Here is a 14,707-nt window from a genome sequence, read left to right as displayed (position 1 = left end):
GAGGGCATTAATAGGAGATGAAATGTTCGGCTATCGGTCCGAGTGTCAGTGCAGGGAAGAAGGCCAGTGCGGCAATGATCATTATCACGGCATATGTCATGATGCCAAATGTGACAGTGTCTGTCTGCAACGTCCCAGCTGATTCGGGGATGTATTTCTTTTTAGCCAGTATACCCGCAATAGCTACCGGACCGATAATCGGAATAAACCTGCCCAGTATCATTATGATGCCGGTACTGATATTCCAGAAGATATTATTGTCAGTCAGACCTTCAAAGCCGGAACCGTTATTGGCAGATGATGAGGTATACTCATACAGCATCTCTGAGAAGCCATGATTCGATGGATTATTAAACCAGCTGGCTGGCTGTACTGCCCATCCTATTTGCGGATGATGTGCTGCGAAGTATGCGGATAAGGCTGTACCCACCAGTATCAGGAAGGGATGGAAGAGTGCAATAATAGCTGCAATCTTCATTTCTCTGGCCTCGACTTTACGGCCCATGAACTCGGGCGTACGTCCTACCATCAGTCCGGATATGAATACCGCTATGATCAGGAAGATAAAGTAGTTGAGCAGCCCTACTCCCTTACCACCATAGAAACAGTTGGTCATCATACCCAGCATTTGCATAGCGCCGGATAAAGGCATAGAACTGTCATGCATGGAATTGACTGAACCGGTGGAGATGATAGTCGTCATTACCTGCCAGTAGGCTGATGCTGCAACGCCTATCCGCACTTCTTTCCCTTCCATGGCTGCGGCATCTTTCAATCCGATGTGGTGTAACACCGGGTTGCCCGACAATTCAGTGATCATAGCAGGTATCATCAGGGTAAGCATGCCTGCGGTCATTACGCCAAAGATGACATACCCCAGTTTCTTTCTGCGAATAAAGAAGCCGAACGCAAATATCAGCGCCATAGGTATAATCACCTGTGCGATTATCTCAGTCATATTAGTCAGGTAGTTTGGATTCTCCAGCGGATGTGCCGAGTTAGTGCCAAACCATCCTCCGCCATTGGTACCCAGGTGTTTGATAGCGATCATACCTGCTGCCGGACCTCTGGATACCTGTACGCTATCGCCCTGCAGCGTAACGATACTGTCTTTCCCGTCAAAGCTTGCCGGCGTACCGTTGAATACCAGGATAATCGCCATGATAATGCTTAACGGTAGCAGTATACGGGTGATGGCACGGGTAAAGAAAACGAAGAAGTTGCCCAGCTTTTCAGTCGTCTTTTCTGCAAAGGCTCTGAATAATACAGCTACTGCGGCAACGCCGGTAGCGGCAGAAACAAATTGCAGGAAGGTGACTACGCAAAGCTGTGAGAAATATGTTATACCAGATTCCCCTGAATAGTGCTGCAGATTACAGTTCACCAGGAAACTGATAGCGGTATTAAAAGCCAGATCAGGCGTCATGTCAGGATTGCCATCCGGATTAAGCGGCAGGTGCGACTGGAATAACAGTATCAGGAAGGCATATATTACCCATACTAGATTGATGGATAACAGTGCGGCCATATGCTGCTTCCAGTTCATCTCCTGGTGAGGATCAATACCACAGATGCGATAGATAAAACGCTCCGCCGGATTCAAAAAGTCAGTGATTGTCCGTTCTCCCTGCAGGACTTTGGCTATGTATATCCCCAGCGGGAAAGCTATTGCCAGTGTGATAATAAAGGTGCAGACAACACCGGGTATTTCGCTGTTCATGTATTAATCGGTTTGAGATCAGAATTTTTCAGGTTTCAGTAGTACGTATACCAGGTAGATAAATACGAGGACGGATATTATAAGCAGCAATGTCATCATAGTAGGTGCAGTTATATGTTTTCAAAAAAGTCAAGCGATTTATAGAATAGATAAAAGCAGACTAGTATAATCAGCAGGTAGATTGCTATTAACATATGAGTGGTGTTTTGTTGACAGTAAATATTTATACGCCTGGTTTTAATACCTGCTGGATGTAAAGAGAGAAGAGTACAGCCGGCATGATGCGCTGTACCTCCAGCCACTCCTGACGGGTGCAGGACATCCGGAAGCTGGAAAAGGAGAAGATAAAGACATTTTCTATCGCTGTCTTTACCAGCTGGTTGCCGCGATTGTAGATCTTTTCTGCCAACAGCATGCAACGGTGTACCTGCTTTAACTGATGTTGCTGTAACATCTTTGCCGTGTAATTAGCCAATACTTTTACTGAGAGATATGCACTTCCGAATACAGGAGCACGTACAATTTCTTTTTGTATGTCTGGTATTTCATCCGCTATCTGAGCGGCGGCTTCATATTGGTTCATATAACATGATTTACAGGGATAGTTAGGCGAATGCAATGCCCGAAGTGCTAACAGGCTGGCTGGCTGCTATTAATTGATTGATTATTATTTATTTGTGTATGATAGTGTCGCACATCCTGCCATCCGTGCCATTTAAAAACCCTCTCATTTTGAGAGGATGGTTTATCAAATTGGAGGGGATTCGCTATTCAGCTTACCTATTGTCCTGTTCACCGGTTGATTTGCCTTTCCTGCCTGCTTCCCCTTCTCTTTATCTGCCTGTTGGCGTCCACTTGTATAGTTATATCCATCACGTATACAGCAGCTAAACAAGCAGCATTATGAGACTTTTCGGTGTGTTTTTAATCGGTATTGCCCTGGTGGCAATGTTGATTGGTATGGTAGCATTTTCTGACCGGCGGAATGGGCAGGCCATCAGACAGCTGTAGCAGGCAGATAGTAAAGGATTTGCAGTAGTGGAACTGTTTACTTCTGAAGGATGTTCGGGTTGTCCGCAGGCAGATGAACTAATCGGCAGAATAGAAAAGGAGAGTGAGAACAGGCGCTTATATGTGATGGCCTACCACGTAGATTATTGGGATGGTCAGGGTTGGAAAGACCGCTTCAGTGACCATGCTTTCTCCCTCCGGCAGCAGATGTATGCCGCCGGAATGGGCCTTTCAGGCGTGTATACACCGCAATTGATCATAAACGGCACCAGTCAGTATATCGGGTCTGACGAGCATGCGGTGGTCGGGGAGATAGCCTGTGCACTGAAGCGGAATGTTACTGGTGATTGAGGCCGTATTCTTCTATCTTGCGGTAGAGTGTGGCCAGGCCGATATTCAACAGGCGGGCAGCTTCGGTTTTGTTATTTTTTGTATGGTGTAACACCCTGATTATATGCAGCTTCTCAACACTTGCCAGGTCGAATGCAGAAAGAGGCGTGTTAGCCTTGCCGGCAATCTGGAGATCAAGGGGAAGATGGTCTACTGTCAGCTCTTCACCACCGGCCATAATCACCGCTCTTTCCAGGACGTTTTTCAGTTCGCGGATATTACCTTTCCACTCGTGTAGCTGCAGCTTTTCTATAAACTCCGGCGAGATCTTTTGCTTACGCTGATTGATCTTCGCAGAGAACATACCTACAAAATACTCCGCCAGCAGTGGGATATCTTTTTTACGCTCTCTCAGTGGTGGCAGTGTAATGGCAAATACGTGGAGGCGGTAATACAGATCTTCACGAAAATGACCTTTTTCTGCTTCCTGTTTCAGGTCTCTGTTGGTGGCCGCAATGATTCTAACATTCACCTTCGTGGGTTTGGTATCGCCTACTTTGATAAATTCGCCTGTCTCCAGTACACGTAGCAGTTTACTTTGCAGATCGAGCGGCATTTCGCCTATTTCGTCCAGGAAGATGGTGCCAGCGTTGGCTTCTTCTATGAGCCCTTTTTTATCGCGGACAGCGCTGGTAAAAGCGCCTGCTTTGTATCCGAATAGTTCACTCTCAAGCAGTTCCCTGCTGAAGGCGCTACAGTTCAATGCAACGAAAGATTTACCGGCCCTTTTACTGTTATTGTGAATGGCCTGTGCAAAGACTTCCTTACCGGTGCCCGTTTCTCCCAGCAGCAGCACGGTAGTATCTGCCGGAGCCACCTTGCCGGCCTGTTGAATGGCATCCTGTATAACCCGGGAGGTGCCTAATATACTATCGAAGCTGTATTTCTTACCCACCTGGCTTTCCAGTTTTTCAATGCGCTTCTGTAGCTGTACTTTCTCCAGCGCCCTGTTCAGCAAAGGAATTATCCGGTTATTGTCGTCGCCCTTTGTAAGGTAATCAAAGGCACCGTTCTTAATAGCCTGTACACCATCGGGTATATTGCCATAAGCGGTCAGCAATATGACCTCCAGGGAGGAATTTTTCTCTTTAATAGTTCTGGCATAGTCTACGCCGCTGCCATCGGGTAGTTTCACATCACAGAGTATGACATCTATTTCTTCTTTGTCGATTATTTTCTGGGCACTTTTAATATTACCAGCTTCAAGGACATGAAAGCCTTCCAGTGCAATAATCCTTTTCATCAGGCTACGCAGTTTCTCTTCATCATCTATTATCAGGACAGTTCCGGGCATAAAATTATTTGGGTGCAAAAATAGGCATAGAAATTACAAATTATTGCGATTTAACTGTAATCGTCTGGTAATGGGTCTTATATCGGTTAATGTCTTATATCATCGGTACACCAATAGGGCATCAAAAGGGCACTTCAATATCCCCGGGATATTGAAGTGATATCGAAGTGACGACTTGGTGAAGGGTAGGAGTGAAAGGCAGACCCTGTTTAAGGCTATAACAGATAAGGGATGCTTCAGATACTCAGGAGGGGCAAACGGGTGGGTGTGGTCAGACCGGGTAAGCCCGTATTGCCATTACAGGCAACTACAAGCCAGGACCCGGTTTACAAACAATCTCTGCCGGAAGCGCTTAAAGGCCTTTAGGCATAAACTATTTTCATCATGATAATAAAAAGTATTATTTGAGAATAAAAGATAAATTATGCCATTTGCTTTTTTTGATTCTTTTAACATATATTTGAATTGCTAATAGAGAAAGATGTCATGTCGTTGAAATCAGTAGTATGTAGATCCTTTGAAACCTTCTTTCTTTTCATAACCATTCATATTCATAGCCAAAGCCTTCACTAAGAGTTTTTCTTTTATCAGGAGTATTTATCCTATAAAAGCCTTATTTTATTTCATAGCCCACTTCCACTTAAGAGTTACCATTGATTATGCCGTACGATTTATCGTACCATAACGCCATTTGATTTTACCGAACAACCAAACGTTATATATCACCTATTTCTATTTGAATGAGTGAACTTTACTGTCTTGGCCTTAAGAAAAGGCTGAAAATCTGGTGTCTGCTATTGGCAGCTATGACTATTACATGTCTTAGTGTAAAAGCGGAAGGTAGTAAGGAATTGAATCAGAGCGGAGGATATCGTGCTTACCTGAACTCTGCATCTGCAACAAGTGTAAACAATCTGTTTCCTACCACGGGAACGATGAAGGTATATGTCAACGTCGGTGAACGTATATTCGTCGGGTCCAGTGCACAGGGCATCGGTAGTGGTACCATTATTTTGCGCGCCCCTAACGGACAGACGTATACGACAGGTACAAGTACTACCACAGGTCGTATCACTAACCGTACGCAGGAGATTAACGGGCCTAATGTCGGTACACTTACAACAGGATATACACCCGGTATTGTAACAGTAGGCGCTGGACAGGCGGGTATATGGGAGATAGACTTTGTGCCACCGAATGCGGCAACTGCCAGTAACCCAACAGCAATTCTAGCTACCGGTAACTGGACGCAGCCTGCCAGTTCTTCCATGATTGCAGCTTTCGATGTCAGCGTAAGAAATGCCGCAAATACTGCATTTATTCCTGGTCGTCTTTATACTAATATATTTAACGCTAACCTGGGTGCTGCCAATGCAACCTTTAATGCTATCTTCCGTGTCCTGACCAACGATGGTTATATCTATACGGTTAATAATAACGGTCAGGCTGGTTTTGGTTTTTCTTTCCTGGCGAATAATAAAGGTTTCCGCACCACTACCGGCGATCCTACCTACAAAAGCGTAGACGACCTGGCAAATCTCAGACTGAAAGATCCCCGTACTGCAGATACGGAGACTGATATTACACATAAGATCTTTTTCAACACACCGGCGGTAGACCTTCCCGCCAGTGCACCTTCCGTTTCCGGAACGACGTGGCTGCTGACAACACCCCCGGTCATCACTGCCTCTATCCTGAATTTTACCGGGGTAGAGGGAACCCCCGGAGTGGCAGGAACCAATCCCTCGGGGGGTAATATTACTTTCACCGCTTCTTACGCCGCAAACTACGCCGTTGATATAGATATCAACGGCAATGGTGTTTATACTGACGCCGTAGACCGTCGTCTGACAGGTAGTGCTGTAGTAGGTACCAACAGCGTATACTGGGACGGTAACAACGGGCAGGGCGTGAAAGTATTGACGGGAACCTCCACTTATAATACGCGCGTAGTATTGTTTGCCGGTGAGGTACACTTTCCCTTTATAGATTGTGAGAATAACCCTGCCGGTATCATTATTACCCGTACCAACGGCTCCGGCGCTCCCAGCGATATTGTATACTGGGATGATACAGAGCTTACGGGAAGTGGTACGCCGTCTAATCCGCTCAGCACCGCTACTACCGGTATATCCAGCAGTGTGAACGGGCATAGGTTTGGTTCTACAGCATACAGTCTGACAGACTATGGTAATGAAAACGGTATTGATACCTGGTCTTACCTCACCAGTACTCCAATTACTACACCTATACTTATAACCTTACGTGAAGCGGATCTTGAGACTGTAAGTCTTACAAGATCTGCCCCTGCATTGTGTCAGGGGGCAACGGTTACTTACACTGCAGTGGTCAGAAACAATGGTCCAAGCAACGTGACCGGCGCAACTTATCAGTTGAACTATCCTGCGAACCTGACGAACGTCAATGTTACAGCCGCTCTGACCAGCGGCGTAGCTGTTATAGTGCCAGGCGCTACAACTGCTACACAGTATACGGCTTCACTGAATATGAACAATGCTGCCGTGGTGACATTCACCGTTACAGGTACTGTTGCTACCGTGCCTGCCGGAGGTACATTGTCTGTAACATCCGCCGTAATGCGTCCGCAGGACGTGACAGATCCGGATGCTACCAACCCCGATGCTGCGGTACCAACTGATCCGCAGTTAGAGTGTGACGCTGCACCATCAGGCCCAGGCTGTAACAATATCAAGACGGATGCAGTGGTTGTGTCACAGCCACCAACTACTGCGAATGCAGGTCCGGCACAACTACTATGTGCCGCTACATCTGCAACACTGGCAGCTAACGCACCTGCAGTCGGTACCGGCGCATGGTCGCAGGTAAGTGGCCCGGGCACAGCGGTTATCGCCAATGTCAGTTCGCCGGGAACGAGCGTTACCGGACTGGTAACCGGAACCTATATCTTCCGCTGGACGATTTCCAATGGAAGCTGTACGCCGAGTACCAGCGATGTCTCTATTACAGTACAGGCCTCATTGGCTAACAATACTGTCACGGCTCCTGCTACAACAACCTTCTGCGGATCCGGAGACCCGGCATTAATTACAGGTAGTACGCCTACCGGAGGTAGTGGTACTTATACTTATCAGTGGCAGCAGTCCGCCGATAACGTTACCTATACTAATATCGCCGGTGCTACAGGTCAGTCATATGATCCACCGGTATTATCAGGTACAACTTATTTCCGCAGACTGATCACTTCCGGTGCATGTACCACAGCCAGTGCCAGTAATGTGGTGACCATCACTATACAGTCAACTGTTACGAATAATACCGTAACAGCTCCTGCAACAACTACCTTCTGTTCTACAGGCGATGCGGCTGTCATTACCGGCACGACACCGGCAGGCGGAAGCGGTACTTATACCTATCAGTGGCAAAGCAGTACTGACAATACTACCTTCACAAATATCGCGGGTGCTACTACACAGTCCTATGACCCTCCGGCAGTAAGTACAACGACCTACTACCGCCGGCAGGTGACTTCAGGATCCTGTACGACTGCCAGCACCAGCAATGTGGTGACCATCACCATACAGCCTTCTCTTAACGGAGGCGCGATTGCTGCCAGTCAGGAGTTCTGTGTGTCCGGCGATCCTGTAGCCTTTACACAGACAACAGCACCAACAGGCGGTAGCGGTACTTATACCTACCAGTGGCAGAGTTCTGTTATCAGTGCAAGTACCGGATTTACAGATATTGCCGGGGCAACGGCCGCAACTTATGATGCAGCCGCCATCAGTCAGACTACATATTACAGAAGGGTTACCCGCTCCGGCGTATGTACGGATGGATTTAGTAACGTGCTTACTGTAACGGTGAATGCAGCGCTTACACCAGGAGTAGTGGCAGCAGATCAGACCTTCTGTACCAGCGGAGATCCGGCGGTGTTTACACAGACGACAGCGCCTGCAGGTGGTAACGGTATCTTCTCTTATCAGTGGCAGAGTTCTGTAACAGGTACTACTGCCGGCTTTACGGATATTCCGGGTGCCACAGGCGTAACCTATGATGCACCGGCAGTATCGCAAACAACTTACTTCCGCAGAATTACCCGTTCTGCCAGCTGTGCTGATGCCGTGTCTAATGTCATCACAGTAACTGTGAATCCTTCTCTATCTAATAATACGATAGCAGCATCACAGACCATCTGTAGCGGCAGTACACCTGCGACATTAACAGGTAGCACACCAGCAGGTGGTAACGGGGTGTATACCTATCTGTGGGAAGTAAGCACAGGTGGTGGCAGCTTCACCACTGCGCCGGGTACCAGCAATGCACAAAACTATACTGCGCCCGCACCGCTGACACAGACCAGTCAGTACAGAAGAACAGTTTTCTCTGACGGTTGTGCATTCAGCGTAAGTAACGTTATACAGGTAACAGTAAGTGGGACAACCACCGCTGCAAACGCCGGTCCTGACCAGGGACCGCTGAATGCAACAATGGTGACATTAGCAGGGAATGCTCCGGCAACTGGTACTGGCACGTGGACACAGGTGTCTGGTCCGAATACAGCGAATATTGTGAATCCGGCCAATCCTACCACCAGTGTTACAGGATTGGTACCTGGAACCTATATCTTCCGCTGGACTATTAACAATGCGCCATGTACCCCAAGCACTGATGATGTGCAGATCATCATTAATACAGCGCCTGTAGCAGGTAATGACGTAGTTACTACCAACGAAGACGTAGCTGTTAATATTAATATTCTTGCCAATGATACAGATGTAGACGGTACCATTAATACAGGTAGTGTGACGATTGTCAATCAACCCGCCAGCGGTACTGTTTCCATTGCTGCAAATGGTGTTGTTACTTATACGCCAAATGTGAACTATAATGGAAGAGATGTATTCAGTTATACAGTAAGAGACAACCTGGGCACATTGTCAAACACCGCTACGGTTACTATTAATATTACACCGGTCAATGATCCGCCAGTGGCTGTAGATGATGACATTAACCTGGTAGAGGATATGACCATTACCATACCTGCGCCTGGTATACTGGATAATGATAGTGATCCTGATGGAGATCAGCTGACAGCAGTGCTGGTTACACCGGTAACAGTAGGTACACTGGTATTGAATGGAAATGGTTCGCTGACCTACACACCACCAGCCAACTTCAATGGTATTGCCACCTTTACTTATCGCGTATGCGATGGCTCCGGAGCCTGTGATACTGCTACTGTAACACTGGAGGTGGGTAATGAGAATGATGCGCCTGTAGCCGTTAATGATAGTTATACTACAGATGAAGATACCCCGCTGGACATTCCGGCTAACGGTGTGCTGGCTAATGATACAGACGCAGATAACGATGTGCTGAGTGCTAATCTGGTTACCGCACCTGCAAGTGGTACGTTGACGCTGAATGCCAATGGCTCGTTCCGTTATGTGCCAGCGCCTAATTTTAATGGGGTAGTATCCTTTGTATATTCAGCTTGCGACGCAAGTGGCGCATGTAGTAATGCCACTGTGACTATTACGGTGAATAGTGTGAATGATGCGCCGGTAGCCAATGACGATACTTATGCAACTGATGAGGACAGAGTGCTGGACGTAGTTGTACCTGGTGTACTGGGTAATGATACAGATGTGGACGGTAATACGCTGTCTGTCAGCCTGGTGACTAATCCTGCCAGCGGTACTGCAACACTCAGTGCTAACGGCCGCCTGGTATATACACCTGCACCTGATTTTAATGGAGTAGTAAGCTTCAGTTACCGTGCATGTGATAATGGCATACCACAGTTGTGCGATACCGCGCTGGTGACAATAACTGTCAGACCAGTGAATGACACACCGGTAGCCGTAAATGACGCATATATCTTAAATGAAGACACCCCGTTGAACATAGCAGCGCCTGGTCTGCTGGCAAATGATACAGACGCAGATGGTAATACGCTGACAGCAGCGCTCGTAACTAATCCGGCTAATGGCAGGGTTACGGTGAATAGTGATGGCAGCTTTACGTATGTACCAGCAGCAGACTTTAATGGTAACGATGCGTTCACCTACCGGGTATGCGATGGCAGCGGTGCGTGTGATACAGGTACAGTTGTATTGACGATTAATGCAGTGAATGATGCTCCTGATGCAGGAGATGTCAGCTTCTCCGCCCGGGAAGATATACCGCTTAGTATCAATCCACCGGGATTACTGGGGGCCAGCCGAGACAAGGAGGGAGGTGTGCTGACAGCCGCACTGGTTACACAACCAGCCAATGGAACGATTACAGTAAACGCTGATGGCAGCTTTACCTATACACCGAATGCAAACTTCAACGGTACAGATGCTTTCACCTTCTCCGTATGTGATAACGGTACACCGCAGTTGTGCGATACTGCTACCGCAACAATCACCGTGTCAGCAGAGAATGATGCACCGGTAGGGGTGGACGACACTTACAATGGAACAGAAGATACGCCGCTGACTATAGCAGCGCCAGGAGTACTGGCTAATGATACAGATGTGGATGGAGATCCGCTGACCGCTGCTTTAGTAGCCGGACCAGTAAATGGTACAGTTACGCAGAATCCTGATGGCAGCTTCACTTATATACCTGGAAGGAACTTCAATGGAACAGATACTTATACATACCGTGTCTGTGACGGACAGGGAGGCTGTGATACCGCTACTGTAACTATTAATGTAGCAGCGGTTAATGACGCACCAATAGCCGGTGATATCGGGTATACCCTTAATGAAGACGTACCTTTGGTTGTCAATGCCCCAGGTCTACTCTTCAATGATAACGATCCTGATGGGGATCCGCTGACGGCCAGTGTAGTGCGGGCACCGGCTAATGGTACGCTTACACTGAATCCGAACGGTGCGTTTACCTATACCCCAGCCGCTAACTTCAATGGTGCCGACACCATCTTGTACCGGGTATGTGATCCGTCAGGCGCTTGTGATACCGGCATAGTTGTGCTGACCGTGCAGCCTGTAAATGATAAGCCGTTTGCCGGAGACGATAGTTACACCACTGCTGAAGAAGCGGTGCTGACCATAGCTGCGCCAGGTGTATTGACCAATGATACAGATGTAGACGGAGATGTACTGACATCCAGCATCCTCCGTAATCCTTTAAACGGAACGGTTACGCTGAACAGTAACGGCGCATTTGTATACCGGCCAAATGCTGACTTTAACGGAATAGACACCTTTACTTACAGAGCCTGTGATGGTAGCGGCCTTTGTGATACAGCGCTGGTAAGTATTACTGTTACACCAGTGAATGATACCCCACTTGTGGTCAATGACGTGTATTCTGTGAGTGAAGACAATACACTCACGATCGCTGCTGCCGGGGTACTATTCAACGACCGGGATAAGGAGGGCGATGCGCTGACTGCCAGCTTACTGGTTGCACCAGCAAGCGGCACAGTAGTACTGAATGCCAATGGCGGCTTTGTATATACACCTGCGCCAAACTTCAATGGTACAGTTACCTTTACCTACCTGGCGTGTGACAATGGTACTCCTTCTCTCTGCGATACAGGAACTGTAACAATCAATGTTACACCAGTTAACGATCCACCAGATGGCATAGATGATAGTTATACCTTACAGGAAGATGTGCCGCTGACAATACCTGCACCAGGCCTGTTGGCTAATGATACAGATATTGATGGTAATCCGCTGCAGGTAACAGGCATCTTCAGGCAGCCGCTGCATGGTACTGTAGTGGTAAATGCGAATGGTAGCTTCACCTATACGCCGCGGAGAGATTACAATGGAACAGACCTGTTTGTATATAACGTTTGTGATAATAACGTACCAGCCGCCTGTGATACAGCGGTGGTACGCCTGACTATCACGCCCCAGAACGATGCGCCACTGGCAGTGGACGATAACTACACTACGCCGGAAGACGTACCGTTAAATATTACAGCACCAGGCTTGCTGTTCAATGACGCAGATCCAGATGGAGATCCTATCACACTGAGTGGCATCGTGCAGAACCCTGCTAATGGGGTGGTTACCTTTAATGCAAATGGTAGCTTTGTTTATACACCAAACCGTGATTATCGCGGACTGGATACTTTCATTTACAGGGTATGTGATAATAATGGCACATGTGACTCAGCAGTAGTACGTATTGTGGTAACACCGGAAAATGATGCGCCGGTAACCTCCTCAGAGACCTATACCACTCCTGAAGATGTAGTGCTGAATGTCATTGCAGCCAATGGTGTGCTTGCCAATGATACAGATGTGGACGGTGATAGTCTGCGGGTAACGTTGCTGACGACCACTACGCATGGTACGCTGACATTGTCAGCCGATGGTGGCTTTAGTTTTGTGCCTGAAAGAGATTATAATGGCAACGACTTCTTTACTTACAACGTATGTGATCCTTCAGGAAGCTGTGTAAGCGATACTGCATATATCATTATTACGCCGGTAAATGATACGGTAATTGCCCGTGATGATGTATTAAATGGCGATGAAGACGTACAGATCAGCGGAAATGTTGGCTTGAATGACACAGATGCAGACGGTGATCCGCTGACCTTTACGCTGATCGACCTGCCGGCCAGGGGCACTATTGTATTCAATAGCAATGGTACATTTGTTTATACACCGACCCTGGATTCCACCGGATTGGACTCTGCATTGTACCGGGTATGCGATCCATCAGGCGCCTGTGATACTGCACGTATTTACTTCAACGTCGGAGATGAGAATGATCCGCCGGTAGCAAATGTGAATTTCTATACTACTAATGAAGATGAGATATTGAATGTGGCTGCACCGGGATTGCTGGGTAATGACACAGATCCGGATCCTAACAGTCAGCTGAATGCTACACTGGTAACACCACCGGCCAATGGCGTAATTACTATCTGGTCGGACGGTAGCTTCTCTTACAGGCCTAATGTAGACTTCAATGGTACAGACCAGTTTGTATATAACGCCTGTGATGCAAACGGTGCTTGTGATACAGCCCTGGTATTTATTACAGTAAGACCAGTGAATGATCCACCGGTTGCGTTGAATGACTCTGTTACTACAGATGAGGATACGCCGGTAAGTGGCAATGTATTAACGAATGACAGTGATCCGGAGAATGACGAACTGGCGGTATCGCTGGTAGCGGGACCGTCCAGTGGTACGGTTGAATTTGATATGTCAGGCGCATATACTTATACCCCGGGCGAGAACTTCAATGGTACAGACTTCTTCCAGTACCAGATCTGTGACGGTGGAGGGCTGTGTGATTCGGCATTTGTAATCATCACTGTTAATCCGGTCAATGACCCGCCAGTGACAGGTAATGATCAGTATACCGTAGCAGAAGACAGCGTACTCAATGTGCCGGTAGGAAGGGGTGTATTGATTAACGATACAGATGCAGATGGAGAAGCATTGGTGTCTACATTGTTGAGTCCGGCGAACGGCTCACTTACTTTGAATCCTGATGGTTCATTTGTTTATCGCCCGAATCTGAACTTCAATGGTACAGACGGATTCACCTATCAGGCATGTGACCTGAGCGGTGCTTGTACCCAGGCTACGGTGACATTGATTGTGACGCCGGTGAATGATGCACCGATAGCAGTTAACGATTATTTCTCAAGAGCAGAAGATACCGTGATCACGTTCCCACCATCAGTGATCCTGGCCAATGATATAGATGTAGATGGAGATGTGCTGACTGGCAGACCAATTGGTAACCTGCAGAACGGTACTTATTCGTCTAATCCGGATGGTACTTATACATATAGGCCAGCGCCAAACTTTAACGGACTGGATAGTATTCAGTATGAAGTGTGTGACGGTGGAGGCCTGTGTGATACCGGTCTGATTATTCTGGAAATAACAGCAGAAAACGATGCGCCGGTAGCAAGGCCGGATGCCTACGAGACACAGGAAGATGTAGTGCTGAATGTGCCCGCAACAGCAGGTGTACTCCGGAATGATACAGATCCGGATGGAGATGTATTGGTGTCGAGTTTAGTGAATCCTGCTAATGGATCATTGACGCTCAATTCAGACGGCTCATTTACTTACAGGCCAAACAGCAATTTCAATGGAAGGGATTCCTTCACATACCGGGCCTGTGATCTTGGCGGACTGTGTGATACTTCCAATGTAGTTATTACGATAATACCTGTTAACGATCCACCGATAGCAGTGAATGACTACTTTGTGAGGACAGAAGATACCGTCATTACGTTCCCGCCATCAGTCATTCTAGCCAATGATATAGATGTAGATGGGGATGTACTGACCGGCAGACCGATAGGA

At 47.5% G+C, this 14,707-nt stretch carries 7 protein-coding genes (1 of these 7 only partly in view); 3 read left to right on the top strand and 4 right to left on the bottom strand.

Annotation, left to right across the window (positions count from 1 at the left end; genetic code table 11):
• Nucleotides 1-7: 7 nt before the first annotated feature.
• The 3 genes from kdpA to K1Y79_RS28250 form a co-directional block, all read right to left on the bottom strand.
• Nucleotides 8-1,720: a potassium-transporting ATPase subunit KdpA gene (kdpA, locus tag K1Y79_RS28260; RefSeq protein ID WP_220253588.1), complete on the bottom strand. Its 1,713-nt coding sequence runs from the start codon at nucleotides 1,718-1,720 to the stop codon at nucleotides 8-10.
• A gap of 18 nt (nucleotides 1,721-1,738) precedes the next feature.
• Complete coding sequence (kdpF, locus tag K1Y79_RS29625) at nucleotides 1,739-1,816, bottom strand: K(+)-transporting ATPase subunit F (RefSeq protein ID WP_368677926.1); 78 nt, start codon at nucleotides 1,814-1,816, stop codon at nucleotides 1,739-1,741.
• Between the two features lie 127 nt (nucleotides 1,817-1,943).
• On the bottom strand, nucleotides 1,944-2,303 hold the full coding sequence (locus K1Y79_RS28250) for a DUF7674 family protein (protein ID WP_220253587.1): 360 nt from the start codon (nucleotides 2,301-2,303) through the stop codon (nucleotides 1,944-1,946).
• A 455-nt stretch (nucleotides 2,304-2,758) separates the two neighbouring features.
• On the opposite strand from K1Y79_RS28250, the gene K1Y79_RS28245 reads away from it, so the two are divergent.
• Nucleotides 2,759-3,082, top strand: a complete 324-nt coding sequence (locus K1Y79_RS28245; protein ID WP_220253586.1) for a DUF1223 domain-containing protein — start codon at nucleotides 2,759-2,761, stop codon at nucleotides 3,080-3,082.
• On the opposite strand, the gene K1Y79_RS28240 is transcribed toward K1Y79_RS28245, so the two are convergent.
• Entirely contained in the window at nucleotides 3,069-4,415 is a 1,347-nt protein-coding gene (locus tag K1Y79_RS28240) for a sigma-54-dependent transcriptional regulator (RefSeq protein WP_220253585.1), read from the bottom strand. The two genes, K1Y79_RS28245 and K1Y79_RS28240, sit on opposite strands and share 14 nt — an antisense overlap.
• Before the next feature lie 231 nt (nucleotides 4,416-4,646).
• Between K1Y79_RS28240 and K1Y79_RS29385 the strand changes: the two genes are divergently transcribed.
• Both K1Y79_RS29385 and K1Y79_RS28235 read left to right on the top strand, forming a co-directional pair.
• Nucleotides 4,647-4,781 carry a hypothetical protein gene (locus K1Y79_RS29385; RefSeq protein WP_262903208.1) on the top strand — a complete coding sequence of 45 codons (135 nt, stop codon included), beginning with the start codon at nucleotides 4,647-4,649 and terminating at the stop codon, nucleotides 4,779-4,781.
• Between the two features lie 374 nt (nucleotides 4,782-5,155).
• A protein-coding gene (locus K1Y79_RS28235) for an Ig-like domain-containing protein (RefSeq protein WP_220253584.1) crosses the window boundary here: on the top strand, nucleotides 5,156-14,707 show its beginning. Its footprint extends 18,309 nt past the window's final position; 9,552 of the gene's 27,861 nt are visible here — the first part of the coding sequence; it begins with the start codon at nucleotides 5,156-5,158; its stop codon lies beyond the right edge, outside the window.

The organism is Chitinophaga rhizophila (assembly GCF_019492185.1).
Lineage (GTDB): Bacteria > Bacteroidota > Bacteroidia > Chitinophagales > Chitinophagaceae > Chitinophaga > Chitinophaga rhizophila.
Note: the sequence above shows the minus strand (reverse complement) of the source record. Positions and strands in the feature narration are given on the sequence as shown.